Here is a 25,254-nt window from a genome sequence, read left to right on the forward strand (position 1 = left end):
TTCGTCAAAGCAACAATTACTTGTTGATGGCGTCGGTCAGCACTTTGGCTGGAACGAACTTGACGACTTTCTTGGCAGCGATTTCGATGGCAGCGCCAGTCGAAGGGTTGCGGCCGGTACGGGCAGGACGCTCGGAGACTTTCAGCTTGCCGATGCCTGGCAGAGTGATTTCAGCGCCGTTTTCCAGTTGGTCAGCAACGATCTGGCCCAGTTGCTCCAGAGCGTTCTTGGCGGTGGCTTTTGGCGCGGCGATCGATTCGGCGATGTCGGCAATCAGTTGGTCTTTGGTCAATGCCATGGTGGTGTTCCTTCCCTATCAAATTCGATGGTTAAGCAGCGGACTACGACGTTATCGGGCCAGCCCCTTGAAATGGAGGGCCGCGCCAATTGCGTATGTAGATACGAAAATCGGCGTTTGGTTCGACACGACGAAAGCTTGCTGCCAGCAATGCGCACACGAGGGGCGCAAGACCGCGCAAAACTACCACATGAATGGATAAATATCCGCTTCGCACTTTGATTAAATGCAGGTTTTTCGGGGGTTTCAGCTGAAAACACAGAAAATTGAACAAAAAACGAACAACCGACATATCTGCCAACATACGGCCACTGCATCACCTCAGGTCTAGGTTAAACTTGGCAACTTTTGCAGCTCGCCGAGAATTCCATGCCAATCCGTCATTGCATCGTTCACCTGATCGACAAAAAGCCCGATGGCAGCCCCGCCGTGCTGCATGCTCGCGACTCCGAACTGGCTGCCTCCGATGCCATCGAAAACCTCCTGGCCGACCTCAATGACAGCTACAACGCCAAGCAAGGCAAGGCCTGGGGCTTTTTCCACGGCGAATCGGGCGCCTACCCGCTGAGCGGCTGGCTGAAGCAGTACCTGGATGAAGAAAAAGACTTCACCGCCTTCAGCCGCGTAGCTGTCGAGCATCTGCAGAAGCTGATGGAAGAGTCCAACCTGTCCACCGGCGGCCACATCCTGTTTGCCCACTATCAGCAAGGCATGACCGAGTACCTGGCGATCGCCCTGCTGCACCATAGCGAAGGCGTGGCGGTGAATGCCCAGCTCGACGTGACCCCTTCCCGTCACCTCGACCTTGGCCAGTTGCACCTGGCAGCACGCATCAACCTGTCGGAGTGGAAGAACAACCAGAACTCCAGGCAGTATATTTCGTTCATCAAGGGCAAGAACGGCAAGAAGGTGTCGGATTACTTCCGCGACTTCATAGGCTGCCAGGAAGGCGTCGACGGCCCGGGCGAAACCCGCACCCTGCTCAAGGCCTTCAGCGATTTCGTCGAAAGCGAAGACCTGCCGGAAGAATCCGCCCGCGAAAAGACCCAGACCCTGGTCGAGTACGCCACCACCCAGACCAAGCTGGGCGAGCCGGTGACGCTCGAAGAGCTGTCCAGCCTGATCGACGAGGACCGCCCCAAAGCGTTCTACGACCACATCCGCAACAAGGACTACGGCCTGTCGCCGGAAATTCCTGCTGACAAACGCACCCTCAACCAGTTCCGCCGTTTCACCGGGCGTGCCGAGGGGCTGTCGATCAGCTTCGAGGCGCATCTGCTGGGGGACAAGGTGGAGTATGACGAAGCAGCGGGGACCTTGATCATCAAGGGGCTGCCGACAACCTTGGTGGATCAGCTGAAGCGCCGCAAGGACTGATTTCCCCCAAGCCGCCAAAGGAGGCCACCAGTGCCTCCTTCGCCGACTTGCGCAGCCGTTTCACCAACCGCTCCTGGCGCAGCGCCGCGCTCTTGTCCGGCCACTGCTCCACATACACCAGCGCCTGGGCCGGGCTGGTCTTGAAATAGCGGGCGCCCTGCCCTTTCTGATGCGCGGCGAACCGACGCTGCGGGTCATCGCTGATGCCGCAATACAACGAGCCATTGGCAGCCCTTACCAGATAGACAAACCAGGGCTTACCAACGGCAGGTTCGACGACTTCACTCACCCTGGGCCTGCTGGAATGCGCGCAACCCCTTGAATGCCTGCAGGCGGACCTTGTTCTGCATCAGCGGCGACCACCCCAGCAGCATTCCAGGAACACCCAACGCTTGCCGCGACCAGCGCCACAGGTCAAAGGTGTCGTCATGCTGGCAAATCAGCCCATCACGAATGACAAAGCGTGCCTGGATATCGTTGACCACAACACGGCCGGTCTGGCTGAACAGGTAGGTAGCCACCCAGTGCGCGCTGCCACTGTGCTCATCTGCGCGTATGCTGTCGAATGTCAGGGTGAAGTTCTTGGCGCGGGTGGTGAGCATCCGCCACATATCGCCTGCGTCCTTGCCGCGCAGGGTGCCGAACACCGGGTCGCTGAAAACGATATCATCGCTGTAGCAGGCCAGCATGGCGTCGGCATCCAGGCGCTGGAAAGCCTGGTAGAAACGGGTGATCAGGGCGCGGTTGGCATCACTCATTGGGGGCTGGTCCGTCCTAGGTTCGAAAACTGCACGATAATCTGCCCCGGTGGCTTATGCCAGTCCCGCCCTCTTGGCAGGCACGAGGACGGGACTGCTAAAACAGGCCTCAGACTTTTTCGCAGGTCACCTGCACATGCAGCGCCCGCCCGGCACCCAGCCCGAACACCACGGCGCCAACGCCCAGCACCGCAAAAATCCAACCCAGTGCCGTCCAGCCGCCGGTCAGGTCATGCACCAGCCCCACCGCAAAAGGCCCCATCGAGGCCAGGGTATAACCCACCCCTTGGGCCATGCTCGACAAGTTCGCCGCCACGTGGGCGTCCTTCGACCGCAGCACGATCAAGGTCAGCGCCAGGGCAAAGGTACCGCCCTGCCCCAGGCCCAGCACAATGGCCCACCCCCACAGTCCGGAAAGTGGCGCATACAGGCAACCGAACAGCCCCGCCAGCGTGCCCGACATGACCACCACGATTGCCAGCCGCTGGTCCTTGCCGCGGGTGGCCAGCCAGGGGGCGCTGAGCGAACTGATCAACTGCACGATTACCGACCCTGACAGCACCAAACCTGCCTCGGTAGGGGTGAGGCCGCGGCCGATCAGGATCGATGGCAACCAACCGAACACGATGTAAGCCAGTGATGACTGCAGGCCCATATACAGGGTCACCTGCCAGGCCAGTGGGTCACGCCACAAGCCTCGCACGCGATAGGCCACCTTGTGCAGCCCATGCCCCTGACGGGCCTGTGGCAGCCACACCAGCATGGCCAGCAAAGCCGGCAGCACCCAGAAGCCCAACCCCAGTGCCCAGCTGCCGTCGAAATGCTGGGCCAAAGGTACGGTGGCACCTGCGGCCATGGCCGCGCCCAGGCATAACGCCATGGTGTATACACCGGTCAGCGTGCCAGCGTGCTGTGGAAAGTCGCGCTTGACGATACCGGGTAACAATACGCCGATAATGCCGATGCTGGCCCCCGCCATCAGGCTGCCGAGGAACACCCCGATTGCCCCAAAGGTACTTCGTACCACGAGGCCAAGTGCCAGGGTGAGGAGGATGCCAAGAATCACCCGCTCGCTGCCAAAGCGCCGCGCCAGCACCGGCGCCAAGGGAGCAAACAGGCCCAGGCAGAGCACCGGCAAGGTGGTCAGCAAGCCAGCCTGCGAAGCATTCAGCCCCAAGCCTTCAGATACTTGGCCCAGCACCGGCGCCATGCTCGACAATGCCGGGCGCAGGTTCAAGGCCACCAGCACCAGGCCCAGCAGCAACAGCCAGGGCCGCCGCAACACCACAGCCTGCTGCTGGACCTGTTCGTCGTCAGCTTCAGCGTCGATCAGCAGCTCATCGAGATCCCGCTCGTTCGACGGGGAATTACGGGTGATGGATTCAGCCATGGCCTTCTCGGTCTCAGGATTCAATGAGGATACGGGTCAGGCGCTTGGCCCGTTCAGCGTCACGTTGCTCGATGGCGTCGAGGATCTGCCCATGCAAGTCGAACGTGGCCTGGCAGCGCGGAACGGTGGCCATATTGTGTTGCAGAGCGGCAGCCACGACCCCGGAAAAGTAACGGTACAGCTCGCTTAATGCCGGGTTGTGGGCGGCATCGACCAGCCGCTGGTGGAACACCAGGTCGCAGGCCACATAGGCATCGACATCGCCGTGAAAATGCCCGGCACTGCCTTCCAGGGCATCCCGTAGCGCTTGCAGGTCGGCATCGGTACGGCGCAAGGCCGCCAGCCCGACGGCCTCCGCCTCGAGAATATGGCGGGTTTCACGGGCCTGCTCGGGCGTACACCGGGACATCGCGTGCACCGCCTGCAGCGGGTCCTGGGCAGTGCGCAGGTAGCTGCCGTCGCCCTGGCGAATTTCCACCAGGCCACTGAACGCCAGCACGCGCATGGCCTCACGCACGGTGTTGCGGCTGATGCCCAGCTGCAAGGCAAGCTCTGGCTCGGTAGGCAGGCGCTGACCGACCTGCCAATCGCCCAACACGATGCATTCGCGCATGCGCTCTACCGCCAACTCCACCAGGGAGCGCTTGGTCAGCTCTGTATTCATGCCACTCAACCAATCATCCGACGAATTGAGGCAGCTTACTGGATTGCAGGCAAAGAGGTAAACCACCTGGTATTTCTGCCAGTTGTGGGCATGCCACTTTGTTGCAACGCTCGTTGCGTGCTTTCAAGGATGCGACCCCATGCGACTGGCAAGTTTGCTGTTATTGCTGTTCCTGGCCCTGCAGCCGGGCTGTGACCCGGCCCGGCACCCGAGCCGCCCTAAAACCTTGCTCATCGGCCTTGACGGCGTGCAATTGCAGCAGTACCTGCAATTGGGCGATGCGACCAACCTGAAACAGCGGCTGCACTACGGCAAGGCTTACGCCGGGGGGATCAATGGTAAAGCCAGCGAGCAACCCACCTTGAGCGGCCCAGGCTGGATCACTTTGCTGACCGGCGTGTGGAGCGACAAGCATGGCGTTGAATCGGACGACGACTCGCAACGGATAAACCCGGCGTTTCCTAGCCTGTTCAAGCGGCTACGCCTGGCCTACCCCAATGCCTACCTCTCCAGCATCGTCAACTGGTCGCCCATCAACACGGCATTTCTGCTGGAGGACGCCCATGGCGCCGATGTACGCGAAAGTGGCTTGCCAGATGAACAGGTGATCGAACGAACGTTGCGGATCCTCGGCGACACACCCGCTGATTTCACGTTCATTCAACTGGACGAACCTGACCAGATTGGCCATCACAGGGGTTATGGTGAGCGCTATGCGCAGGCGTTGCGCAAGGCCGACAGCGAGATCGGACGGCTATTGGACAAGGTAGACCAGCGGCGTCGCATGTTCCCACAGGAAGACTGGCTGGTACTCGTCAGTACCAACCATGGCCGGGACTATTGGGGCAAAGGCCATGGCGGCGCTTCGGAGCAGGAAAAGAGCATTTTCATCGCCAGCAACAAACCGTTGAATCAGGAACTGACCGAGCTGAGCATTCCTGTGGAAATGCCTGGGCCCGGCGGTCTGTACGGGCTTCCCGCGCAGACCTCGGTAGCGCCCACGGTGCTGCGCCACATGGGCCTCAAGCTGCAGCCGGAATGGCTATTGGACGGCACGCCTTTACTGGGTGATACCGGCGTGCGCAAGGCGCGGGCAGATGAAAACAAAGGACGGCTACGCTGGAACAGTAACGCCAAGGGTTATCTGACCATTATCAAGAACGGCCATGTGGTTGCCCAGGTTGCGGCCAGAGACGAGCAATGGACCGATCCGGAGGGGATGGACAAGCAGAACGATTATGCACTGGTACTGGATGGTACACCGGCGGCAGTGCGCAACAGGCCGGCAGCCAAGCCGTTTGTAATCGAAGACCGCCGCTATTGAGCCCCCCGGTAGGAGCGGGTTCACCCGCGAATGGGCCGGGCCTGCTGGCCAATTTCCACCGGCCGTTCGCCGCTGCCGCCGCTACCGTATTCGCGGGTAAACCCGCTCCTACACGTCAGCTCAACGCATCCAGCAGTGCCTGGTTCATTTCCGGCGTACCGATGGTAATCCGCAGGAACTGGGCAATACGCGGCTGCTTGAAGTGACGCACGATCACGCCCTGCTCGCGCAAGCGTGCCGCCAGCTCGCCGGCATCCTGCTGCGGGTGGCGGGCGAAGATGAAGTTGGCAGCCGACGGCAGCACCTCAAAACCCTTGGCCTGCAGCTGACCGACCAACTCCTCGCGGCTGTTTATTACCTTGCGGCAGGTTTCCTCGAAGTACTCACGGTCTTCGAACGCCACCGCCGCGCCGACGATAGCTGCACGGTCCAGTGGATAGGAGTTGAAGCTGTTCTTGATCCGCTCCAACGCCTCGATCAGGTCCGGGTGCCCCACCGCCAGGCCCACTCGCAGCCCCGCAAGCGAGCGCGACTTCGACAGCGTCTGGGTAACCAGCAGGTTATCGTAGCGGTCCACCAGGCTGATCGCCGTTTCACCACCGAAATCGATGTAAGCCTCATCCACCACCACCACCGAATCACGGTTGGCCTGCAGCAACTCCTCCACCGCCTGCAACGGCATCAGGCAACCGGTCGGCGCGTTGGGGTTGGGGAAGATGATGCCAGCGTTGGGCTTTTTGTAGTCCTCAATGCGGATCTGGAACTGCTCATCCAGCGCCACCTGTTCGAAGGCAATGCCGTACAGGCCACAGTAGACCGGGTAGAAGCTGTAGCTGATGTCCGGGAACAGCAGCGGCGCATCGTGCTGGAACAGGCCGTGGAAGATGTGCGCCAGCACCTCGTCCGAGCCGTTGCCGACAAACACCTGCGCCGGGGTCACGCCGTAGTACTCGGCCACCGCTTGCTTGAGACGGTCACCGTTCGGGTCCGGGTACAGGCGCAGGTTATCGTTCAGCTCGCCGCGCATGGCCTCCAGCGCCTTGGGCGACGGGCCATAGGGGTTTTCGTTGGTGTTCAGCTTGACCAGGCGGGCCAGCTTGGGTTGCTCGCCCGGCACGTAAGGCACCAGGTCCTTGACGAAGGGGCTCCAGAATCGACTCATGCTCAGTTCCCCTTCTCTTGGGTCAAAATACGGTATTCAGCGCTGCGGGCGTGGGCGGTCAGCGACTCGCCACGGGCCAGGACCGAGGCAGTGTGGCCCAGTTCGGACGCGCCCTGTTCGGAGCAGAAGATGATCGACGAACGCTTCTGGAAGTCATACACCCCCAGCGGCGACGAAAAACGCGCGGTACCTGAAGTGGGCAGCACGTGGTTAGGGCCAGCGCAGTAATCGCCCAGCGCTTCGCTGGTGTGGCGGCCCATGAAGATCGCGCCAGCGTGACGAATGTGTGGCAGCCAGGCTTGAGGGTCGGCCACCGACAGCTCCAGGTGCTCCGGTGCGATGCGGTTGGCCACGTCCATGGCCTGCTGCATGTCACGCACCTGGATCAGCGCACCACGGCCATTGATCGACTTCTCGATGATATCGGCACGTTCCATGGTCGGCATCAGCTTGTCGATGCTGGCAGCCACGCGATCGAGGAAAGCAGCATCCGGGCTGACCAGGATGGCCTGGGCGTCTTCGTCGTGCTCGGCCTGGGAGAACAGGTCCATGGCGATCCAGTCCGGGTCGGTCTGGCCGTCGCACACCACGAGAATTTCCGAGGGGCCGGCGATCATGTCAATGCCTACCTGGCCGAACACGTGGCGCTTGGCGGTGGCAACGTAGATGTTGCCCGGGCCGACGATCTTGTCCACCTGCGGCACGCTTTCAGTCCCGTAGGCCAGCGCAGCCACGGCCTGGGCGCCACCGACGGTGAACACCCGGTCGACACCAGCGATGCAGGCAGCCGCCAGTACCAGCTCGTTGACCTCACCCCGCGGGGTCGGCACCACCATCACCACTTCAGTCACGCCGGCAACCTTGGCCGGGATGGCGTTCATCAGCACCGACGACGGGTACGACGCCTTGCCGCCCGGCACATACAGGCCAGCACGGTCCAGCGGGGTGACCTTCTGGCCGAGCACGGTGCCGTCGGCCTCGGTGTACTGCCAGGAATCCTGCTTCTGCCGCTCGTGATAAATGCGCACACGGTTGGCGGCCTTTTCCAGGGCCTCGCGCTGGACCGGGGTAATACGGGTCAGCGCCAGTTCCAGGCGCGCGCGATCGAGGATCAGGTCGTCAATCGACTTGGCGTCAACACCATCGAAACGCTGGGTGAATTCCACCAGCGCCGCATCACCGCGTTCACGCACGGCCTTGATGATGTCGAGCACGCGCTGATTGACCGCGTCATCGGACACACTTTCCCAGCTCAGCAGATGATCCAGATGTCGGGCGAAATCCGGATCAGCGGCGTTGAGACGGGCAATTGCAGTGGACACGGTCATGGCGAGGGCCTCGTAATATTAGCGAATGCTCAGGCGCCCTAGGGGATTGTGCGAAAAGTGCCTGCGCGACGATCATGCTACGTTAAAAACAGGCTCGGTATGCTCATTTGCAACCAGCAAAGTCGGGCGCGACCCCGGCCGTTCCTCGCCTGTTTTCGTTCTTGCATGATCGCCGCTCGGCGACTTTTCGCACTATCCCAAGCTACCAGTCCATCCGCGCGGGCACCCGAGAAAAATGGCTATGACGCGGATAGACGGGCGCGACAGCGAAGGTCGCGCGCAGGAGTCAACCGCGGTGTCGCGATTCGACCGCTTGACGCAGCGTGTCGATCAGGCTCTGGATACGGGCGTGCTGCATTTTCATGGAGGCTTTGTTGACCACCAGGCGCGAGCTGATCGTGGCGATCAGTTCCTGGGGTTCCAGGCCGTTGGCACGCAGGGTGTTGCCGGTGTCGACCACGTCGATGATCTTGTCGGCAAGGTTGATCAGCGGCGCCAGCTCCATCGAGCCATACAGCTTGATGATGTCGACCTGGCGACCTTGTTCGGCATAGTAACGCTTGGCTACGTTGACGAACTTGGTGGCCACACGCAGGCGCCCCTTGGGCTCGGCTGCGCCGACTACGCCCGCGGTCATCAGCTTGCATTGGGCAATCTGCAGGTCCAGGGGCTCATACAGGCCCTGGCCGCCGTACTCCATCAGCACGTCCTTGCCGGCCACACCCAGGTCGGCAGCGCCATGCTCGACATAGGTCGGCACGTCGGTGGCACGCACGATCAGCAGGCGTACATCGTCCTGCGTGGTGGGGATGATCAGTTTGCGGCTCTTGTCCGGGTTTTCGGTCGGCACGATGCCGGCCTCGGCGAGCAACGGCAAGGTATCGTCGAGAATACGGCCTTTGGAAAGCGCGATGGTCAACATTGGAACGTCGGTCCTTAAGCGGCTGCTGCCGGCCAGGTCATCGACCTGGCCGCATTCAATTCAAAAGGTGCGTCCTTGCACCCGCGGGGTACTAGCCCGGTACGCGGCGGATTTTCGCGCCGAGCATCTGCAGTTTTTCCTCGATGCACTCGTAACCACGGTCGATGTGGTAGATGCGATCGATCAGGGTATCGCCTTCGGCAACCAGCGCCGACAGCACCAGGCTGGCGGAAGCACGCAGGTCGGTGGCCATGACCGGGGCACCCTTCAGCGCCTTGACGCCAGTGACGATGGCGGTGTTGCCTTCAACCTGGATCTGCGCGCCCATGCGGTGCATTTCGTAAACATGCATGAAGCGGTTTTCGAAGATGGTCTCGATTACCGCGCCAGTGCCTTCGGCAATGGCATTCAGCGAGATGAACTGCGCCTGCATGTCGGTCGGGAACGCCGGATACGGGGCAGTACGCAGGTTCACGGCTTTCGGCCGCTTGCCATGCATGTCCAGTTCGATCCAGTCCTCGCCGGTGTTGATGTCGGCACCCGCTTCCTTGAGTTTTTCAAGCACGGCTTCAAGGATGGTAGGGTCGGTGTCCTTGACCTTGACGCGGCCACCGGTCACGGCAGCGGCAACCAGGTAGGTACCGGTCTCGATGCGGTCCGGCATCACGCGGTAGTTGGCCGAATCCAGTCGTTCGACACCATCGATGGTGATGGTGTCGGTACCGGCGCCCTGAATGTTCCCGCCCATGGCGTTGATGAAGTTGGCCAGATCGACCACTTCAGGCTCACGCGCGGCGTTCTGCAACACGCTGCGGCCCTTGGCCAAGGCAGCGGCCATCATGATGTTCTCGGTACCGGTCACGCTGACGGTGTCGAAGAAGAAGTGCGCGCCACGCAGGCCACCTTCAGGCGCCTTGGCCTTGATGTAGCCGCCCTCCACTTCGATCTTCGCCCCCATGGCCTCAAGGCCACGGATGTGCAGATCGACCGGGCGCGAGCCAATGGCGCAACCGCCAGGCAGGGCCACTTCGGCTTCGCCGAAACGGGCAACCATCGGGCCCAGCACCAGGATCGAGGCGCGCATGGTCTTGACCAGCTCGTACGGCGCGACCAGGGTCTTGATGGTGCGTGGATCGATCTCCACCGACAGCTTTTCGTCGATCACAGGCTCGATGCCCATGCGCCCGAACAGCTCGATCATGGTGGTGATGTCGTGCAGGTGCGGCAGGTTGCCCACGGTGACCGGGCCATCGGCCAGCAGGGTCGCTGCCAGAATCGGCAGGGCTGCGTTTTTCGCGCCCGAAATGCGGATCTCGCCGTCAAGGCGAGCGCCGCCAGTAATAATCAGTTTGTCCATTGGAGTCTCGCCGCCAAGTTGGCTCAGGTGCGCTCAGCCCAGGCTGCGCTGCTGAAAAATTTCATGGTTACCGCATGGATGCTGCCATTGGCGATCCACGGATTCAGGTGAGCATAGATCGCCTGCTGGCGTTTGACCGGACTCAGGCCAGCCAACTCGTCGCTGATCACGTTCAACTGGAAGTTGCAGCCTTCGCCTTCAACTTCGACCCGGGAACCCGGCAATTTCTCTTCAAGGAAGCTTTTAACTTCTACGGCCTGCATGCTCAACCTCAATCGGCGCCCGATGCGCACGGGTCGGCCATCATACAAAAAAGCCCCTCGCCTGCGAAGCCCAACGAAGGCTTCGCTGACCGAGGGGCCATCATCCGTGCCGGGCCACTAGCTTGCCAGCACTTCATCGAGATCATAGACCTCGGCAATTTCCCGCATGTCGTCAGGCATGCCACGCACTTCGCACGCCTTGCCAGTGGCCTGAGCATCACGCATGTACGCAAGCAATAACGACAAGCCGACACTCGACGACTTCTCGACAGCCGAGCAATCAAGCACCAGTCGCGGCTCGCGCGAGCCATCGATCAGCACCTTGCCTTGCTTGCGCAAGGCCGGGCCGCTGCGGTAATCCAGCACGCCAGCCAGACGCAGCACGCCCGGCTCTGCCATGCTTACAGCGGCCTCGCTCATTTGACGGTCTTCTCTGGCGAGTTGTCGGCAGCCTGCTTGGCCTTGGCCACTTCGCCAGCCCAGCCGTCGATGGTCTTGTCCAGGTCATTGCCGTTGCGCTGCATGGCATCGGCGAACTGGTCACGGAACAGCTTGCCGATGTTGATGCCGTTGACGATCACGTTACGCACCTTCCACTCGCCGCCAATGTTCTCCAGGGTGTACTGCACGGGGTACACGGCACCGTTGTTGCCGGTAACCTTCATGCCGACACTGGCGCGCTTGCCGTCATCGGCTTTAGCCGGGTCGACAGTGATGCCCTGGTTGTTGTACTCGAGCAAGGCATTGCCATAGAACTGCATCAGGCTGCGCTTGAAGTTTTCCTGGAAGCGCTGCATCTGCTCCGGGGTCGCCTTGCGCGAGTACTTCACGGTCATGATGCTACGCGAGATACCGTCGGCATCCACCACCGGGCCGAGAATGCGGTTGAGCGAGTCATAGAAGGCGTTGGGGTTGGACTTGTACTGTTCCTTGTTGGCCTTGAGGTCGCCGAGCAGTTCATTGGTGGTGCTTTGAACCACTTCGTGCGGTGTCTGCACAGCCAGGGCCAGCAGGGGGAAGGCCGCCAGCAGCACCAGCAAGCCACGTCGCAGGATCGAAATCATGGGTACTCCTTAATTAGCCGGTTGCGCTTCTTTCGGTTCCTTGCCAACAGAGTTGAGCAGGAACTTGCCAATCAGATCCTCCAGCACCAGTGCCGACTGAGTGTCATGGATGGTTGCACCATCCTTGAGAACGTCGTCTTCACCGCCAACGCTGATGCCGATGTACTTCTCACCAAGCAAACCGGCGGTCAGGATCGAGGCAGTGGAGTCGGTCGGCAGGTTATCGACCGACTTGTCCAGCTGCAACGTCACCCGACCGGTGTAGGAATCACGGTCCAGATCGATGGCGGTGACCTTGCCGATGGTCACACCGGCCATGGTCACTTTAGCTCTGACCGTCAAACCGGCGATATTGTCGAAGTAAGCATAAACTTTATAGGTATCGCTGCTCGGGCTGGCCGACAGCCCGCTGACACGCAGGGCCAGCAGCAGCAGCGCCAGGATCCCGGCCAGGAGGAACAGGCCGACACCGATTTCCAGGGTGCGGTTTTGCATCAGAAATCTCCAAACATCAAGGCGGTCAGAATAAAGTCCAGACCCAGCACTGCCAACGAGGCATAGACCACGGTCTTGGTGGTTGCACGACTGATCCCTTCTGAGGTGGGCTCACAGTCGTACCCCTGGAATACGGCGATCCAGGTCGAGACGAAAGCAAACACCAGGCTCTTGACCAGCCCGTTGAGCACGTCGTCAGTGAAAGAAACACTGTTCTGCATGTTGGCCCAGAACGAGCCCTCGTAGACACCCAGCCAGTCCACCGCCACCCACGAGCCACCCCAGATACCGACCACGCTGAAGATCAGCGCCAACAGCGGCAGCGAGATGAAACCGGCCCACAGGCGTGGCGCAACGATGTACTTGAGCGGGTCGACACCGATCATTTCCAGGCTCGACAACTGCTCGGTGGACTTCATGTTGCCGATTTCGGCGGTCAACGCGGAACCGGCACGCCCGGCAAACAGCAACGCCGTTACCACCGGGCCAAGTTCACGCAGCAGGGTCAGGGCGACCATCTGCCCTACCGCCTGCTCCGAGCCGTACTTGGTCAGGATGCTGTAGCCCTGCAGCGCCAGCACCATGCCGATGAACACACCGGACACGACGACGATCGCCAGCGACAGCACACCCACCGAGTACAACTGCTTGGTCAGCAGCTGGAAGCCGCCGCCAATACCACCGCGACCGACCAGCGCATGGAACAGGAACAGGCACGAACGCCCGAGCACGGCCAGCACGTCGATTGCCGAGCGGCCCAGCAGGCGGACACGTTCGAGTAAGGATTTTCTGCGCATCAACGCGCCCCCAGCAGGTCGGCGCGGTAGTCAGGCGCGGGAAAGTGGAAGGGAACCGGGCCATCCGGGTCGCCTTTCATGAATTGGCGGATCCGTGGATTGTCCGAACCCATCAGCTCATCAGGCGTCCCCTGGCCCAGCACTTGGCCGTCACCTACCACGTAAATGTAGTCGGCGATGCTGGCGGTTTCTGCCAGGTCATGGGAAACCACGATGCTGGTGATGCCCAGGGCATCGTTGAGCAGGCGAATCAGGCGCACCAGTACCCCCATGGCGATCGGGTCCTGGCCGACGAACGGTTCGTCGTACATGAGGATCTGCGGGTCCAGGGCAATCGCCCGGGCCAGTGCCACACGGCGCTTCATGCCACCGGACAACTCGTCGGGCATCAGGTCGATGGCACCGCGCAGGCCCACGGCCTGCAGCTTCATCAACACGATGTCACGGATCATTTCGTCCGACAGCTGAGTATGCACGCGCAGCGGGAACGCGACGTTCTCGAACACATCGAGGTCGGTGAACAACGCGCCGCTCTGGAACAGCACGCCCATCTGCTTGCGGGCGTCGAACAGGTCGCTGCGCGACAGCGTCGGCAGGTTCTGCCCGGCAACCCATACCTCACCGCTCGCGGGGCGCAACTGTGCACCCATCAGGCGGAGCAACGTGGTCTTGCCGCACCCCGATGGCCCCATGATGCCGGTGACCTTGCCGCGCGGGATGCTGATGTCCACGTTGCTGAAAATGCTGCGCGAACCACGTTTGAAGGTTACACCCTTCAACTCGACCGCGTAGGCGCTATCCACACTCATCTAGACTCCTTGCTAATGCAGCCTCGTCCTAATGGACGCCGGCCTCCATCTGGAAGGCACACGCACCCCTGACAGGCCGAATAGCGGCGAACTATAGCACCGCTGACAGCCCCGCCCCAAGGCCGGGCAAGCAGTCGTTCAGCCCAGGGACAGGCTTTGGTGGTATTCACTGCAGCAATCGAGGAGGTGAGGGTTTTCATCATTGCGCGTATAATCGTCGCCCTTTCATCAGGCATTGCTTTTTCGACATGAGCCAATCCAGCGAGCTGATCCAATCCGCCCAACGCACTCTGCGCCTGGAACTCGAGGCCGTAGAGGCCCTTTTGGCGCGCATCGACGACAATTTCGTCAAAGCCTGCGAACTGATTCTGACCAGCAAGGGCCGGGTCGTCGTGGTCGGCATGGGCAAGTCCGGGCACATCGGCAACAAGATCGCCGCGACCCTGGCCAGCACCGGCACACCGGCGTTTTTCGTGCATCCGGCCGAAGCCAGCCATGGCGACATGGGCATGATCACCCGGGATGATGTCATCGTTGCGCTGTCAAACTCCGGCAGCACCGCCGAAATCGTCACCCTGCTGCCGTTCATCAAACGCCTTGGCATCAAGCTGATCAGCCTGACCGGCAACCCGGACTCGCCGCTGGCCCAGGCCGCCGAGGTCAACCTTGACGCACGTGTCGCACAAGAGGCCTGCCCGCTGAACCTGGCCCCCACCTCCTCCACCACGGCAGCGCTGGTACTGGGCGACGCCTTGGCCATCGCCTTGCTCGAAGCCCGCGGCTTCACCGCCGAGGACTTCGCCTTCTCGCACCCGGGAGGCGCGCTGGGCCGCCGCCTGCTGCTGAAGGTCGAGAACGTGATGCACGCCGGCGACGATCTGCCTCAAGTTCCACGCGGCACCCTGCTCAAGGACGCGCTGCTGGAAATGTCCCACAAAGGTTTGGGCATGACCGTGATCGTCGAAGCCGATGGCAAACTGGCCGGGATCTTCACCGACGGTGACCTGCGCCGCAGCCTGGACCGCAATATCGATGTGCACACCACCCTGATCGACCAGGTCATGACCGTTCATGGCAAGACTGCGCGTGCCGACATGCTCGCCGCCGAAGCCCTGAAGATAATGGAAGACCACAAGATCAACGCCCTGGTGGTGGTGGACCGTGAAGACCGCCCGACTGGCGCCCTGAACATGCATGACCTGCTGCGCGCCGGCGTAATGTAAAGGAGCGATGGAATGAACCAGGACCTCATGCAACGCGGCAAAGGCATCAAGCTGGCAGTCTTCGACGTGGACGGCGTGCTCACCGACGGGCGCCTGTACTTCCTCGAGGATGGCAGCGAATTCAAGACGTTCAATACCCTCGACGGCCAGGGCATCAAGATGCTCATGGCCTCGGGCGTGACCACCGCGATCATCAGCGGGCGCAAGACCCCAGTGGTCGAACGCCGGGCCAGTAACCTCGGCATCCCGCACCTCTACCAAGGCCGGGAGGACAAATTGGTGGTGCTTGACGGCCTGCTCGCCGAACTGGGCCTAAGCTATGATCAAGTGGCTTATCTGGGCGACGACCTGCCCGACCTGCCGGTGATTCGCCGAGTGGCTCTGGGCATGGCCGTAGCCAGCGCCGCACCGTTCGTACGCCAGCACGCCCACGGCGTGACCCAGGCACGTGGCGGCGAAGGCGCGGCCCGTGAATTCTGCGAATTGATCATGCAGGCCCAGGGCACCCTGGACGCTGCCAACGCCAACTACCTGTAAGGCTGCCCATGCTCAGCAAGAAAGCCCGAAACATTGTGCTGCTGGGGGCGATAGCCGCCCTGTTGGTAGCCATTGGCTACTGGAATGTCAGCCCGGAAAGCTTCCTCGACAAGCCCGTGGCCCAAGTCGACGAAAGCGCCATCGATTACTACGCGATCAACGCCCACAGCGTGCAGTTCTTGCCCGACGGCAAGCTGCAATACGAAATGACCGCCGACAGGATCGAACACCTCAAGACCAGCGAAGTCACCCAGGTGACCACTCCGGACCTGCACCTGTACCGCGGCACCGAGTACCCGTGGCATGTGCAGAGCACGCGCGCCGAGGTCAATCCTGACGGTACCGAGGTCGAACTGATCGACAAGGTACGGATTGCCCGCACCGATGAAAAGCAGCGTGAAACCATCATTACCAGCTCACGCATGACCGTGTTCCCGCAGAAGCAATATGCGCAGACCGAGCAAGCCGTTAGAATCGACGGCGCCGGAGGCACCACTACGGGCAAAGGCATGAAAGCGTATTTGAAAGAAGGCAAGATGGACTTGCTCTCTAACGTAAGAGGACAGTATGAGGCTCGTTAAAACCCTCCCCCTTTTGCTCAGCCTGAGCGCAGCACTGGGAAGCGCGAGCGCCCTCGCCCTGCCGAACGACCGTGACCAGCCTATCCGCATCCAGGCCGACAACGCTCACCTGGATGACAAACAAGGCGTGGCCACTTACACCGGCGACGTGATCATCACTCAGGGTTCGATGATGATCAAAGGCAACACCGTGACCATTACCCGCTCCGCCTCTGGCGATATCGACGTAGTGACCTCGGTGGGCAACCTGGCCTACTTCGAGCAGCAGCAGAGCGCAGCCAAGCCGGACAAGATGAAAGGCTGGGGCGTAACCATCCAGTACCAGTCGCAGAAGGACTTGGTCATTCTCACCGACCGCGCCAAGGTCGAGAGCGAAGGCAATACCACCGAAGGCGAAAAGATCGTCTACAACACTCAGACCCAGGTGGCGACCGCCGGCCGTGGTGGCAATGTGACAACACCCCGTCAGCGCATCGACATGGTGATCCAGCCCAAGAAGAAGGCCGAGTAAATGGCAACCCTCAAAGCCCAGCACCTGGCAAAGAGCTACAAGGGGCGGCAGGTAGTACGTGATGTCAGCCTGTCTATCGACAGCGGCCAGATCGTCGGCCTGCTCGGCCCCAACGGCGCCGGCAAGACCACTTGCTTCTACATGATTGTCGGGCTGGTCCAGGCCGAACAGGGCCGGGTACTGATCGACAACCTCGATGTCAGCCACCAGCCCATGCACGGCCGCGCCCGTGCCGGAATCGGCTACCTGCCGCAGGAAGCCTCGATCTTCCGCAAGCTGTCGGTCGCCGACAACATCATGGCCATCCTCGAGACCCGCAAGGACCTCGATCGGGACGGCCGCCGCAAAGAGCTGGAAAGCCTGCTGCAGGAGTTCCACATCAGCCACATCCGGGACAACCTCGGCATGAGCCTGTCTGGTGGTGAACGCCGCCGCGTCGAAATTGCGCGCGCCCTGGCGACCGCACCCAAGTTCATCCTGCTGGACGAACCGTTCGCCGGTGTCGACCCGATTTCGGTCGGCGACATCAAGCAGATCATCCACCACCTCAAGGCCAAAGGTATCGGCGTACTGATTACCGACCACAACGTGCGTGAAACCCTGGATATCTGCGAAACCGCTTATATCGTCAACGATGGCCGACTGATCGCCGAAGGTGACGCTGAAACCATCCTGGCAAACGAACTGGTCAAAGAAGTTTACCTGGGTCACGAGTTCCGCCTCTGACCCGGCACGCGCCTGAAGTACTGGCAAACAGCCCTGAAACTGCGGGTAAAGTTGTTACGGTACTCTAGGCAAACGCTACAATTTAAGGCATAAAACTTGCTTGATCTGGCGCTTCGGCGCCCTCGTGTAGTGGATGGCGCATGCGCGCCGGCGAACAAGGTATTAAGCCCCTGCCATGAAACCATCGCTCGTCCTAAAAATGGGCCAGCAACTGACGATGACACCTCAGTTGCAACAGGCCATCCGCCTGCTCCAGCTTTCTACCCTGGACCTCCAACAGGAAATCCAGGAAGCGCTGGAGTCGAACCCGATGCTCGAACGTCAGGAAGACGGCGAAGACTTCGACAACAGCGACCCGATGGCCGACAACGCCGAGAACAAGCCGGCCGCCGAAGTTCAGGACAACAGTTTCCAGGAAAGCACCGTCAGCGCCGACAACCTGGAAGACGGTGAGTGGAGCGAGCGCATCCCCAACGAGCTCCCGGTCGATACCGCTTGGGAAGACATCTACCAGACCAGCGCCAGCAGCCTGCCGAGCAACGATGACGACGAATGGGACTTCACCACGCGCACATCGGCCGGCGAAAGCCTGCAAAGCCACCTGCTGTGGCAGTTGAACCTGGCACCGATGTCCGACACCGACCGCTTGATTGCCGTGACCCTGATCGACAGCATCAACGGCCAGGGCTACCTGGAAGACACACTCGAAGAAATCTGCGCCGGTTTCGACCCGGAGCTGGATATCGAACTGGACGAGGTCGAAGCGGTACTGCACCGCATCCAGCAGTTCGAGCCGGCTGGCGTTGGCGCCCGCAACCTCGGCGAATGCCTGTTGCTGCAACTGCGCCAGCTGCCCGCTACAACTCCGTGGATGACCGAAGCCAAGCGCCTGGTCACCGATTTCATCGACCTGCTCGGCAGCCGTGACTACAGCCAGCTGATGCGGCGGATGAAAATCAAGGAAGACGAGCTGCGCCAGGTCATCGAACTGGTGCAAAGCCTTAACCCGCGCCCTGGTTCGCAGATCGAGTCCAGCGAGCCCGAGTACGTGGTGCCCGACGTCATCGTGCGCAAGGACAGCGACCGTTGGCTGGTAGAACTGAACCAGGAAGCCATTCCACGCCTGCGCGTCAACCCACAATACGCCGGCTTCGTGCGCCGTGCCGACACCAGCGCCGACAACACCTTCATGCGCAACCAGCTGCAGGAAGCGCGCTGGTTCATCAAGAGCCTGCAAAGCCGTAACGAAACCCTGATGAAGGTTGCCACGCAGATCGTCGAGCACCAGCGCGGCTTCCTCGACCACGGCGACGAAGCGATGAAGCCGTTGGTACTGCATGACATTGCCGAAGCCGTAGGCATGCACGAATCGACCATTTCGCGGGTTACCACGCAGAAATACATGCACACCCCGCGTGGCATCTACGAACTGAAATACTTTTTCTCCAGCCATGTCAGCACCTCCGAAGGCGGAGAATGCTCGTCCACGGCGATCCGCGCGATCATCAAGAAACTGGTTGCGGCGGAAAATCAGAAAAAGCCATTGAGTGACAGCAAGATCGCTGGTTTACTGGAGGCACAAGGCATCCAGGTAGCCCGTCGCACCGTCGCCAAGTATCGCGAGTCCCTCGGCATCGCACCGTCGAGCGAACGCAAGCGACTGATGTAGCCCCTGAGATGTGCCACAGCGTTTTCGTGGCAGGTGCAAGACCTGCCTCTTTATGCACGGGCAACAAAGGAGAAGCTGTATGCAAGTCAATATCAGTGGACAGCATGTAGAAGTCACCCAGCCACTGCGCGATTACGTGCTTGAAAAGCTCGCCCGCGTGGAGAGTCACTTCGACAAGATCACCAACGTGCAGGTAATCATGAAAGTCGAGAAGCTTCAGCAGAAGGTCGAGGCGACCCTGCAGATTCCCGGCGGTGAAGTGGTAGCCAACGCCGAACACGAAGACATGTATGCAGCGATCGACGCCCTGGCCGACAAGCTCGACCGCCAACTGAAAAAACACAAGGAAAAACAGCAAAGCCTGCTGCAAGGTGCAGCTGCCCGCTGATCCCCCTCATCCATGATCCGACTTGAAACCATCCTGACCCCCGGCCGTTCCCTCGTGAACGTGCCGGGCGGCAGCAAGAAGCGCGCCCTGGAAAAGGTCGCCACTGTCATCGCCGACCAAGTGCCAGAACTGGAGATGCAGGACGTCTTCGAAAAACTGGTAGCCCGGGAAAAGCTCGGTTCTACCGGTTTCGGCAATGGCATCGCCATCCCACACTGCCGGCTTGAAGGATGCTCCGCGCCAGTCAGCGCCCTGCTGCACCTGGAAGCGCCTATCGACTACGACGCCATTGATGGCGCGCCGGTGGACCTGCTGTTTGTGCTGCTGGTGCCCGAAGCAGCCACCGATGCCCACCTTGAACTTCTGCGTCAGATCGCCAGCATGCTCGATCGCAAGGAGGTCCGTGATCGACTGCGTGCGGCCACCAGCAACGAGGCCCTGTTCCAGGTTGTCCTGGACGTACAGAACGAGCACTGAACATGCGCCTGATCATCGTCAGCGGCCGGTCCGGCTCCGGCAAGAGCACCGCCCTCGATGTCCTGGAAGACAGCGGTTTCTATTGCATCGACAATCTGCCAGCCGGGCTATTGCCGCAGTTGGCGGAAAATGCACTGATCAACACCGAATTGCTGCAGCCCAAGGTGGCGGTTTCGATCGACGCGCGCAACCTGCCCAGCCACCTGATGCGTTTTCCCGAGCTGCTTGAAGAAGCCCGCGCCCGGCACATCCAGTGCGACGTGTTGTACCTGGATGCCGATGAAGAGGTCCTTCTCAAGCGTTTCTCGGAAACCCGCAGGCGGCACCCCCTGACCAACGCCAACCGCTCGCTCGCGGAAGCGATCCGCGTGGAAAGCGATTTGCTGGGCCCCATTGCCGACCTGGCCGACCTGAAGATCGACACCACCAACCTGAACCTGTACCAGTTGCGTGACTCGATCAAGCTGCGCCTGCTCAACCAGCCCGAGCCTGGCACAGCGTTTCTGGTCGAGTCGTTCGGCTTCAAGCGGGGCATGCCGGTCGACGCCGACCTGGTTTTTGACGTGCGCTGCCTGCCCAACCCCTACTGGAAACCGGAACTGCGTGAGCACTCGGGCCTCGATCAACCCGTGATCGACTACCTGGCCGCACAACCGGATGTCGAAGATATGTACAACGACATCTCCAGCTACCTGCTCAAATGGTTGCCCCGCTTCGCTGCCAGCAACCGCGCCTACGTAACCATTGCCATCGGCTGCACTGGCGGACATCACCGTTCGGTGTACATCACCGAGCGCCTTGGTCGACAGCTGCAGCAAACCCTGAAAAACGTCCAGGTCCGCCATCGCGACCTCTAGCCCAAGGATCCGCCCCAGATGCCCGCCCGCGAAATCACCATCATCAACAAGCTGGGTCTGCATGCCCGGGCGGCAGCCAAGTTCGTCGGTGTGGCCGGCCGCTTCCCCTGCCAGGTACGGGTGGGTCGCGCCCCGGACAAGCTGGTGGATGGCAAGAGCATCATGGCGGTGATGATGCTGGCCGCAGGCAAAGGCACCCAGGTGCACCTGCATACCGAGGGCGAGCAGGACAGCGACGCCATGGACGCGCTGGTCGAGCTGATCAACAATTTCTTTGACGAAGGCGAATAGGCCTCGCAAACCTGCGCTTGCACCAGGTCAGGACATCGCGGTATCCATCACCATCATCAGACAGAAGCCTGTACACAGCCCAAGGCTGGCCAGACGATGATGGCCGTTGCTGCGCGATTCGGGGATGATTTCCTGGGTGACCACCAGCAACATCGCCCCCGCTGCACAGGCCAGCCCCAGCGGCAGCAGCAGTTCGGCAACATTCACCAGCCAGGCACAGATCAACGCCGCCAGCGGCTCGACCAAGCCTGAGGCTGCGCCGATCAGGAAGGCCTTGAAGCGCGGCATGCCCGCCCCTGCCAGCACCAGCGCGATCACCAGCCCCTCAGGCACATCCTGCAAGGCAATGCCCATGGCCAGGCTGTCGGCGTCGGCCATGCCACCCCCGGCCGACACACCAATGGCCATACCTTCGGGGATGTTGTGGGCAATGATGGCAATCACGAACAGCCAGATGCGCGCTGCAATCACCGGTTGGTTTGCCGTGCCCACCAGCGCTTCCGGCGAAGCCCAGGATACCTTGAGGTCGACCAGGAACAGGCACAACGCCCCGAACATCAGGCCAAAACTGACCAGGCCACCTGCCCCCCAAGGGCTGAAGCCAATAGACTGAGCCGCCGCCAGGCCCGGCATGATCAGGGAAAACGCGGTGGCCGCCAGCATCACGCCAGCACCGAAGCCCAACAGCGTATCCGCCAGCGCCACGGGCATATTGCGAATGACCAGTACCGGTACTGCGCCCAGTGCCGTACCCAGTGCGCATAAAGCACCGCCCTCCAGGGCGCGCAGCATGCGCGGGTCGAGGTCTAACCAGGCGAGGCCGCGCGCCACCAGTAACGCGGCGCCAGCCAGCAAAAGCAAAGTACCAAGCGCCAGGCGGAACAGGCGCACACTGCTGACAGACATCACCTCAGAGCGCATACCGATCCGACTCACTTCAGGGCTTCAAGGTAACGACGTTCAACTTCCACCCAGTCAATGACGTTGTAGAAGGCACCGATGTATTCCGGACGACGGTTCTGGTACTTGAGGTAGTACGCGTGCTCCCACACGTCCAGGCCCAGGATCGGCGCATTGCCGTGCATCAGCGGGCTGTCCTGGTTGCCGCTACTCTCCACCATCAAGGTTTTTTGCGGCGTCACGCTGAGCCAGGCCCAACCGCTGCCGAAGCGGGTCAACGCGGCTTTGGTGAAAGCCTCCTTGAAAGCCTCGAAGCCGCCAAGTTGTGCAGTGACGGCTTGCGCCAGCTGGCCCACAGGCTCGCCACCGCCCTGAGGCGACATGACAGTCCAGAACAGGCTGTGGTTGGCGTGACCACCGCCGTGGTTGGTCACGGCGCCACGCAGGTTTTCCGGCAGTTGCTTGACGGCAGCGACCAGTTTTTCCACCGGCCATTCGGCCCACTCGGTACCTTCGAGGGCGGCATTGAGGCCGTTCACGTAAGTCTGGTGATGCTTGGTGTGGTGGATTTCCATTGTCTGGGCATCAATGTGTGGTTCCAGCGCATCGTAGGCGTATGGCAATGCAGGCAAGGTATGGGGCATGTCAGTGAATTCCGTAGGCATGGGTTCTAGGTGTTACATCCGGCTTGGCAGCGAGCTCGCTGGCCCCGGCGCTGTGGCGATTGAGCAAGCGCTCGGTACGCGGGTACTGGCCATACTCGGCAATGAAACTCAGCAGCTCGGTGTAAGTGCGCGCACTGTGGCGCAAGGCTGCATCACGCAGCCCCTGAGGCAGGCGCACTTCCTGGCAGGCCTGCAGCAGTCGCTGGTGAGCAGCGCACAGGTAGTCGGCGCTTTCATGCGGCTGGTCAAGGCGCAGGTGCAGGTCAGCCAGGTTGTGGTGGGCGATGACGAATGCAGCCACCGCTTCGTCCACGTCATGCCAGCGCTCGAACAGCACCTGGGCCAACGCCAAGGCTTGCAGGTAGTGTTCCCGGGCGTCCACCAGTTCGCCTTGTTCGAATAGGCGGTTGGCGGTTTCCGTGGTGCGTTTCCAGTGCTGCATGGTTGTCTCCTGGGCGGTGACGCAGTGTCAGATACCGCCGGCGGTGAGTTTTTCCGGGTCCAGCAGCGCTTCAAGCTGGTCGCGGGACAGGTCGGTGTGCTCCAGCGCCACATCGATGATTGGACGACCCTGCTTGTAGGCGGTCTTGGCGATTTCGGCGGCCTTGAGGTAGCCGATGATCGGATTCAACGCCGTGACCAGAATCGGGTTGCGCGCGAGGGCTTCCTTGAGTTTGTCTTCGTTGACCTTGAAGCTGGCGATGGCTTTGTCGGCCAGCAAGCGGCTGACATTGGCCATCAGCTCGATGCTTTCCAGCAGGTTGCGGGCGATCACCGGCAGCATCACGTTCAGCTCGAAGTTACCGGCTTGACCTGCGACGGCGATGGTCGCGTCGTTGCCAATCACTTGGGCGGCGACCATGGCAGTGGCCTCCGGGATCACCGGGTTGACCTTGCCTGGCATGATCGAAGAGCCCGGCTGCAGAGCTTGCAGCTCGATTTCGCCCAGACCGGCCAGCGGGCCGGAGTTCATCCAGCGCAGATCGTTGGCGATTTTCATCAACGCCACAGCGGTGGTCTTGAGCTGGCCAGACAAAGCCACGGCAGTGTCCTGCGAGCCGATCAGTGCGAACAGGTTCTGGCCGGGCGTGAACTCGACCTTGGTCAGGCCACTGAGCTGGCGAGCGAAACCGACAGCGAACTGCGGATGGGCGTTGATGCCGGTACCCACGGCGGTTCCGCCCTGGGCCAGCGCCTGCAAGTGCGGCAGCACACCTTCGATGTGCGACTTGGCAGCATTGATCTGCGCAGCCCAGCCATCCAGCACCTGGCTCATGCGCACGGGCATCGCGTCCATCAGGTGAGTACGACCGGTCTTCACGAATTGATGTACTTGTGCCGACTTGACCTCGATCACCTGTACCAGGTGCGCCAGGGCTGGCAGCAACTGCTCGTGCAGGGCCAACGCGGCGCTGACATGGATGGTGGTCGGAATGATGTCATTGCTGCTCTGGCCACAGTTGACGTGGTCATTGGCATTGACCGCCTCACCCAGTACATGGGTAGCCAAGGTGGCGATCACCTCATTGGCGTTCATGTTCGAACTGGTGCCAGAACCTGTCTGGAACACATCCACCGGGAAGTGCTGGATGAAGTCCTCGGCCAGCAGTTGCTCGACAGCCTTGACGATAGCCTGGCCCTGCCCGGCAGACAGTTGCTCCAGTTCGACGTTGGCCTTGGCCGCAGCGGCCTTGGCCAGCAACAAGGCACGAATGAACTGGGCCGGCATACGCTGGCCGCTGATCGGGAAGTTGTCGACCGCGCGCTGGGTCTGGGCGCCGTAGAGGGCCTGGGCCGGCACCTGCAGCTCACCCATGCTGTCACGCTCGATACGGGTATCACTCATCATCAAATCCTTGCATCAGTTCATCGGGAGAAATCGAAGGCAGCAGGCGGCAATTGGCCAACTGCAAGGCGTAGGGTTGCCAGCGTTGGTTCTGTTCCTGGCGGTCGAGGTTGCGCAGGTCCAGCAGAGGGCGCCACGCCTGGTCCAGGCACAGACAACGCCAATGCCAGGGGAGCATGCGATCGCAGGCGGTATCCAGCAGCAGGCGAAACGCTGTCAGCGCCACCGTCCATGGCGAGGTTTCGGTGCAGCACACCAGATAGCGGCCTTCGGCCAGGTAATGCTCGATCAGGCGCGGCTCGTCGGGGTCGAGCGCACAGCGAATGCGCCGGCTGAGCCAGCGCCAGTTTTCCAGGTAGGGCAGTTCGCGGAGGACGGATTTCATGAACATCATCGCCGGGTTACTGGATAATGATATTCATTATTAAGTGATAAATAGAATCACTTCAAGAAAAAGGTGATGAAATAAAAACCCGGCGCGAGGGCCGGGTCTTCGGATTTGCAGGGAAAGGTGTAGTGCTGTTCCGGCCTCTTCGCGGGTGAACCCGCTCCTACAACGGCCTGTGTCCAACCCC

32 protein-coding genes are annotated in these 25,254 nt (G+C 61.2%); 12 read left to right on the forward strand and 20 right to left on the reverse strand.

Features of this window, described 5'->3' with window-relative positions; genetic code table 11:
• Positions 1–16 precede the first annotated feature (16 nt).
• Positions 17–298: an HU family DNA-binding protein gene (locus tag ACF8O8_RS01965; protein WP_003255106.1), complete on the reverse strand. Its 282-nt coding sequence runs from the start codon at positions 296–298 to the stop codon at positions 17–19.
• A 369-nt stretch (positions 299–667) separates the two neighbouring features.
• Here ACF8O8_RS01965 and yejK point away from each other — a divergent pair, with 369 nt between their 5' ends.
• On the forward strand, positions 668–1,675 hold the full coding sequence (gene yejK / locus ACF8O8_RS01970) for a nucleoid-associated protein YejK (protein WP_010952163.1): 1,008 nt from the start codon (positions 668–670) through the stop codon (positions 1,673–1,675).
• On the opposite strand, the gene ACF8O8_RS01975 is transcribed toward yejK, so the two are convergent.
• The 4 genes from ACF8O8_RS01975 to ACF8O8_RS01990 all read right to left on the reverse strand — a co-directional run bounded on the left by ACF8O8_RS01975 (position 1,623) and on the right by ACF8O8_RS01990 (position 4,487).
• Positions 1,623–1,964, reverse strand: coding sequence for a GIY-YIG nuclease family protein (locus ACF8O8_RS01975; RefSeq protein WP_021781868.1), 342 nt, complete (start codon positions 1,962–1,964; stop codon positions 1,623–1,625). The genes yejK and ACF8O8_RS01975 overlap by 53 nt on opposite strands.
• Positions 1,957–2,433, reverse strand: a complete 477-nt coding sequence (locus ACF8O8_RS01980; protein WP_010952161.1) for a nuclear transport factor 2 family protein — start codon at positions 2,431–2,433, stop codon at positions 1,957–1,959. Before ACF8O8_RS01980 ends, ACF8O8_RS01975 begins: the two co-directional genes overlap by 8 nt.
• A gap of 109 nt (positions 2,434–2,542) precedes the next feature.
• A complete protein-coding gene (locus tag ACF8O8_RS01985) occupies positions 2,543–3,823 on the reverse strand; it encodes an MFS transporter (RefSeq protein WP_049586471.1) in 1,281 nt (426 codons plus the stop codon).
• Between the two features lie 13 nt (positions 3,824–3,836).
• The gene (locus ACF8O8_RS01990) at positions 3,837–4,487 is read right to left on the reverse strand and encodes a FadR/GntR family transcriptional regulator (RefSeq protein ID WP_010952159.1); all 651 of its coding nucleotides are present in this window, start codon (positions 4,485–4,487) and stop codon (positions 3,837–3,839) included.
• Between the two features lie 139 nt (positions 4,488–4,626).
• Here ACF8O8_RS01990 and ACF8O8_RS01995 point away from each other — a divergent pair, with 139 nt between their 5' ends.
• On the forward strand, positions 4,627–5,811 hold the full coding sequence (locus ACF8O8_RS01995) for an alkaline phosphatase family protein (RefSeq protein WP_392509176.1): 1,185 nt from the start codon (positions 4,627–4,629) through the stop codon (positions 5,809–5,811).
• A gap of 115 nt (positions 5,812–5,926) precedes the next feature.
• On the opposite strand, the gene hisC is transcribed toward ACF8O8_RS01995, so the two are convergent.
• From hisC to ACF8O8_RS02045, 10 genes are all read right to left on the reverse strand, one after another.
• Positions 5,927–6,973, reverse strand: coding sequence for a histidinol-phosphate transaminase (gene hisC / locus ACF8O8_RS02000; RefSeq protein ID WP_392509177.1), 1,047 nt, complete (start codon positions 6,971–6,973; stop codon positions 5,927–5,929).
• A gap of 2 nt (positions 6,974–6,975) precedes the next feature.
• Complete coding sequence (gene hisD / locus ACF8O8_RS02005) at positions 6,976–8,301, reverse strand: histidinol dehydrogenase (protein WP_010952156.1); 1,326 nt, start codon at positions 8,299–8,301, stop codon at positions 6,976–6,978.
• Between the two features lie 286 nt (positions 8,302–8,587).
• Positions 8,588–9,223, reverse strand: coding sequence for an ATP phosphoribosyltransferase (gene hisG / locus ACF8O8_RS02010; RefSeq protein ID WP_003255118.1), 636 nt, complete (start codon positions 9,221–9,223; stop codon positions 8,588–8,590).
• A gap of 91 nt (positions 9,224–9,314) precedes the next feature.
• Positions 9,315–10,580 (reverse strand): UDP-N-acetylglucosamine 1-carboxyvinyltransferase, encoded by a 1,266-nt coding sequence (gene murA / locus ACF8O8_RS02015; RefSeq protein WP_003255119.1) that lies wholly within the window; start codon positions 10,578–10,580, stop codon positions 9,315–9,317.
• Between the two features lie 23 nt (positions 10,581–10,603).
• The gene (locus ACF8O8_RS02020; protein ID WP_003255121.1) at positions 10,604–10,843 is read right to left on the reverse strand and encodes a BolA family protein; all 240 of its coding nucleotides are present in this window, start codon (positions 10,841–10,843) and stop codon (positions 10,604–10,606) included.
• A 117-nt stretch (positions 10,844–10,960) separates the two neighbouring features.
• The gene (locus tag ACF8O8_RS02025) at positions 10,961–11,263 is read right to left on the reverse strand and encodes a lipid asymmetry maintenance protein MlaB (RefSeq protein WP_003255122.1); all 303 of its coding nucleotides are present in this window, start codon (positions 11,261–11,263) and stop codon (positions 10,961–10,963) included.
• The gene (locus ACF8O8_RS02030) at positions 11,260–11,907 is read right to left on the reverse strand and encodes a phospholipid-binding protein MlaC (protein ID WP_003255123.1); all 648 of its coding nucleotides are present in this window, start codon (positions 11,905–11,907) and stop codon (positions 11,260–11,262) included. Before ACF8O8_RS02030 ends, ACF8O8_RS02025 begins: the two co-directional genes overlap by 4 nt.
• A gap of 9 nt (positions 11,908–11,916) precedes the next feature.
• Positions 11,917–12,402 carry an outer membrane lipid asymmetry maintenance protein MlaD gene (mlaD, locus tag ACF8O8_RS02035; RefSeq protein ID WP_014755441.1) on the reverse strand — a complete coding sequence of 162 codons (486 nt, stop codon included), beginning with the start codon at positions 12,400–12,402 and terminating at the stop codon, positions 11,917–11,919.
• Positions 12,402–13,199, reverse strand: a complete 798-nt coding sequence (gene mlaE, locus ACF8O8_RS02040) for a lipid asymmetry maintenance ABC transporter permease subunit MlaE (RefSeq protein WP_003255125.1) — start codon at positions 13,197–13,199, stop codon at positions 12,402–12,404. Before mlaE ends, mlaD begins: the two co-directional genes overlap by 1 nt.
• A complete protein-coding gene (locus ACF8O8_RS02045) occupies positions 13,199–14,008 on the reverse strand; it encodes an ATP-binding cassette domain-containing protein (RefSeq protein WP_003255127.1) in 810 nt (269 codons plus the stop codon). Before ACF8O8_RS02045 ends, mlaE begins: the two co-directional genes overlap by 1 nt.
• A 248-nt stretch (positions 14,009–14,256) precedes the next feature.
• Here ACF8O8_RS02045 and ACF8O8_RS02050 point away from each other — a divergent pair, with 248 nt between their 5' ends.
• The 10 genes from ACF8O8_RS02050 to ACF8O8_RS02095 all read left to right on the forward strand — a co-directional run bounded on the left by ACF8O8_RS02050 (position 14,257) and on the right by ACF8O8_RS02095 (position 21,268).
• On the forward strand, positions 14,257–15,231 hold the full coding sequence (locus tag ACF8O8_RS02050) for an SIS domain-containing protein (RefSeq protein WP_392509178.1): 975 nt from the start codon (positions 14,257–14,259) through the stop codon (positions 15,229–15,231).
• 12 nt (positions 15,232–15,243) lie between these two features.
• Positions 15,244–15,768: an HAD family hydrolase gene (locus ACF8O8_RS02055; protein WP_161773543.1), complete on the forward strand. Its 525-nt coding sequence runs from the start codon at positions 15,244–15,246 to the stop codon at positions 15,766–15,768.
• Between the two features lie 8 nt (positions 15,769–15,776).
• The gene (gene lptC, locus ACF8O8_RS02060; protein ID WP_012051313.1) at positions 15,777–16,349 is read left to right on the forward strand and encodes an LPS export ABC transporter periplasmic protein LptC; all 573 of its coding nucleotides are present in this window, start codon (positions 15,777–15,779) and stop codon (positions 16,347–16,349) included.
• Complete coding sequence (gene lptA / locus ACF8O8_RS02065) at positions 16,336–16,860, forward strand: lipopolysaccharide transport periplasmic protein LptA (RefSeq protein WP_003255131.1); 525 nt, start codon at positions 16,336–16,338, stop codon at positions 16,858–16,860. Before lptC ends, lptA begins: the two co-directional genes overlap by 14 nt.
• A complete protein-coding gene (lptB, locus tag ACF8O8_RS02070; RefSeq protein ID WP_010952146.1) occupies positions 16,861–17,586 on the forward strand; it encodes an LPS export ABC transporter ATP-binding protein in 726 nt (241 codons plus the stop codon).
• A 175-nt stretch (positions 17,587–17,761) separates the two neighbouring features.
• Positions 17,762–19,255 (forward strand): RNA polymerase factor sigma-54, encoded by a 1,494-nt coding sequence (locus ACF8O8_RS02075; protein WP_003255133.1) that lies wholly within the window; start codon positions 17,762–17,764, stop codon positions 19,253–19,255.
• A 79-nt stretch (positions 19,256–19,334) separates the two neighbouring features.
• Entirely contained in the window at positions 19,335–19,643 is a 309-nt protein-coding gene (gene hpf, locus ACF8O8_RS02080) for a ribosome hibernation-promoting factor, HPF/YfiA family (protein ID WP_003255135.1), read from the forward strand.
• A gap of 12 nt (positions 19,644–19,655) precedes the next feature.
• Positions 19,656–20,120: a PTS IIA-like nitrogen regulatory protein PtsN gene (ptsN, locus tag ACF8O8_RS02085; RefSeq protein ID WP_003255137.1), complete on the forward strand. Its 465-nt coding sequence runs from the start codon at positions 19,656–19,658 to the stop codon at positions 20,118–20,120.
• Positions 20,121–20,122: 2 nt separating this feature from the next.
• Entirely contained in the window at positions 20,123–20,977 is an 855-nt protein-coding gene (rapZ, locus tag ACF8O8_RS02090; RefSeq protein WP_010952145.1) for an RNase adapter RapZ, read from the forward strand.
• Between the two features lie 18 nt (positions 20,978–20,995).
• Positions 20,996–21,268 carry an HPr family phosphocarrier protein gene (locus ACF8O8_RS02095; RefSeq protein WP_010952144.1) on the forward strand — a complete coding sequence of 91 codons (273 nt, stop codon included), beginning with the start codon at positions 20,996–20,998 and terminating at the stop codon, positions 21,266–21,268.
• A 27-nt stretch (positions 21,269–21,295) separates the two neighbouring features.
• Here the strand turns inward: ACF8O8_RS02095 and ACF8O8_RS02100 are convergent, their stop codons facing one another.
• Genes ACF8O8_RS02100 through ACF8O8_RS02120 form a run of 5 tightly spaced genes read right to left on the reverse strand, consistent with a single transcriptional unit; the run spans position 21,296 to position 25,073 of the window.
• Positions 21,296–22,189 (reverse strand): ZIP family metal transporter, encoded by an 894-nt coding sequence (locus ACF8O8_RS02100; protein ID WP_049586462.1) that lies wholly within the window; start codon positions 22,187–22,189, stop codon positions 21,296–21,298.
• Between the two features lie 11 nt (positions 22,190–22,200).
• Positions 22,201–22,812, reverse strand: a complete 612-nt coding sequence (locus tag ACF8O8_RS02105) for a superoxide dismutase (protein WP_014589823.1) — start codon at positions 22,810–22,812, stop codon at positions 22,201–22,203.
• Between the two features lies 1 nt (position 22,813).
• Positions 22,814–23,275, reverse strand: coding sequence for a hypothetical protein (locus ACF8O8_RS02110; RefSeq protein ID WP_010952141.1), 462 nt, complete (start codon positions 23,273–23,275; stop codon positions 22,814–22,816).
• A 27-nt stretch (positions 23,276–23,302) separates the two neighbouring features.
• Positions 23,303–24,679, reverse strand: a complete 1,377-nt coding sequence (locus ACF8O8_RS02115; RefSeq protein WP_104886642.1) for a lyase family protein — start codon at positions 24,677–24,679, stop codon at positions 23,303–23,305.
• Complete coding sequence (locus ACF8O8_RS02120; protein ID WP_012051310.1) at positions 24,672–25,073, reverse strand: hypothetical protein; 402 nt, start codon at positions 25,071–25,073, stop codon at positions 24,672–24,674. Before ACF8O8_RS02120 ends, ACF8O8_RS02115 begins: the two co-directional genes overlap by 8 nt.
• Positions 25,074–25,254: the final 181 nt, after the last annotated feature.

Origin of the sequence: Pseudomonas sp. TYF_14 (assembly GCF_043105275.1) — a bacterium.
GTDB classification, from domain to species: domain Bacteria; phylum Pseudomonadota; class Gammaproteobacteria; order Pseudomonadales; family Pseudomonadaceae; genus Aquipseudomonas; species Aquipseudomonas alloputida.

Bases quoted from the DNA above. Each gene is read 5' to 3' on its own strand.
- ACF8O8_RS01965 (WP_003255106.1), bottom strand. From the start codon at position 298: ATGGCATTGACCAAAGACCAACTGATTGCCGACATCGCCGAATCGATC.
- yejK (WP_010952163.1), top strand. From the start codon at position 668: ATGCCAATCCGTCATTGCATCGTTCACCTGATCGACAAAAAGCCCGAT.
- ACF8O8_RS01980 (WP_010952161.1), bottom strand. From the start codon at position 2,433: ATGAGTGATGCCAACCGCGCCCTGATCACCCGTTTCTACCAGGCTTTC.
- ACF8O8_RS01985 (WP_049586471.1), bottom strand. From the start codon at position 3,823: ATGGCTGAATCCATCACCCGTAATTCCCCGTCGAACGAGCGGGATCTC.
- ACF8O8_RS01990 (WP_010952159.1), bottom strand. From the start codon at position 4,487: ATGAATACAGAGCTGACCAAGCGCTCCCTGGTGGAGTTGGCGGTAGAG.
- ACF8O8_RS01995 (WP_392509176.1), top strand. From the start codon at position 4,627: ATGCGACTGGCAAGTTTGCTGTTATTGCTGTTCCTGGCCCTGCAGCCG.
- hisC (WP_392509177.1), bottom strand. From the start codon at position 6,973: ATGAGTCGATTCTGGAGCCCCTTCGTCAAGGACCTGGTGCCTTACGTG.
- hisD (WP_010952156.1), bottom strand. From the start codon at position 8,301: ATGACCGTGTCCACTGCAATTGCCCGTCTCAACGCCGCTGATCCGGAT.
- hisG (WP_003255118.1), bottom strand. From the start codon at position 9,223: ATGTTGACCATCGCGCTTTCCAAAGGCCGTATTCTCGACGATACCTTG.
- murA (WP_003255119.1), bottom strand. From the start codon at position 10,580: ATGGACAAACTGATTATTACTGGCGGCGCTCGCCTTGACGGCGAGATC.
- ACF8O8_RS02020 (WP_003255121.1), bottom strand. From the start codon at position 10,843: ATGCAGGCCGTAGAAGTTAAAAGCTTCCTTGAAGAGAAATTGCCGGGT.
- ACF8O8_RS02025 (WP_003255122.1), bottom strand. From the start codon at position 11,263: ATGAGCGAGGCCGCTGTAAGCATGGCAGAGCCGGGCGTGCTGCGTCTG.
- ACF8O8_RS02030 (WP_003255123.1), bottom strand. From the start codon at position 11,907: ATGATTTCGATCCTGCGACGTGGCTTGCTGGTGCTGCTGGCGGCCTTC.
- mlaD (WP_014755441.1), bottom strand. From the start codon at position 12,402: ATGCAAAACCGCACCCTGGAAATCGGTGTCGGCCTGTTCCTCCTGGCC.
- mlaE (WP_003255125.1), bottom strand. From the start codon at position 13,199: ATGCGCAGAAAATCCTTACTCGAACGTGTCCGCCTGCTGGGCCGCTCG.
- ACF8O8_RS02045 (WP_003255127.1), bottom strand. From the start codon at position 14,008: ATGAGTGTGGATAGCGCCTACGCGGTCGAGTTGAAGGGTGTAACCTTC.
- ACF8O8_RS02050 (WP_392509178.1), top strand. From the start codon at position 14,257: ATGAGCCAATCCAGCGAGCTGATCCAATCCGCCCAACGCACTCTGCGC.
- ACF8O8_RS02055 (WP_161773543.1), top strand. From the start codon at position 15,244: ATGAACCAGGACCTCATGCAACGCGGCAAAGGCATCAAGCTGGCAGTC.
- lptC (WP_012051313.1), top strand. From the start codon at position 15,777: ATGCTCAGCAAGAAAGCCCGAAACATTGTGCTGCTGGGGGCGATAGCC.
- lptA (WP_003255131.1), top strand. From the start codon at position 16,336: ATGAGGCTCGTTAAAACCCTCCCCCTTTTGCTCAGCCTGAGCGCAGCA.
- lptB (WP_010952146.1), top strand. From the start codon at position 16,861: ATGGCAACCCTCAAAGCCCAGCACCTGGCAAAGAGCTACAAGGGGCGG.
- ACF8O8_RS02075 (WP_003255133.1), top strand. From the start codon at position 17,762: ATGAAACCATCGCTCGTCCTAAAAATGGGCCAGCAACTGACGATGACA.
- hpf (WP_003255135.1), top strand. From the start codon at position 19,335: ATGCAAGTCAATATCAGTGGACAGCATGTAGAAGTCACCCAGCCACTG.
- ptsN (WP_003255137.1), top strand. From the start codon at position 19,656: ATGATCCGACTTGAAACCATCCTGACCCCCGGCCGTTCCCTCGTGAAC.
- rapZ (WP_010952145.1), top strand. From the start codon at position 20,123: ATGCGCCTGATCATCGTCAGCGGCCGGTCCGGCTCCGGCAAGAGCACC.
- ACF8O8_RS02095 (WP_010952144.1), top strand. From the start codon at position 20,996: ATGCCCGCCCGCGAAATCACCATCATCAACAAGCTGGGTCTGCATGCC.
- ACF8O8_RS02100 (WP_049586462.1), bottom strand. From the start codon at position 22,189: ATGCGCTCTGAGGTGATGTCTGTCAGCAGTGTGCGCCTGTTCCGCCTG.
- ACF8O8_RS02105 (WP_014589823.1), bottom strand. From the start codon at position 22,812: ATGCCCCATACCTTGCCTGCATTGCCATACGCCTACGATGCGCTGGAA.
- ACF8O8_RS02110 (WP_010952141.1), bottom strand. From the start codon at position 23,275: ATGCAGCACTGGAAACGCACCACGGAAACCGCCAACCGCCTATTCGAA.
- ACF8O8_RS02115 (WP_104886642.1), bottom strand. From the start codon at position 24,679: ATGAGTGATACCCGTATCGAGCGTGACAGCATGGGTGAGCTGCAGGTG.
- ACF8O8_RS02120 (WP_012051310.1), bottom strand. From the start codon at position 25,073: ATGATGTTCATGAAATCCGTCCTCCGCGAACTGCCCTACCTGGAAAAC.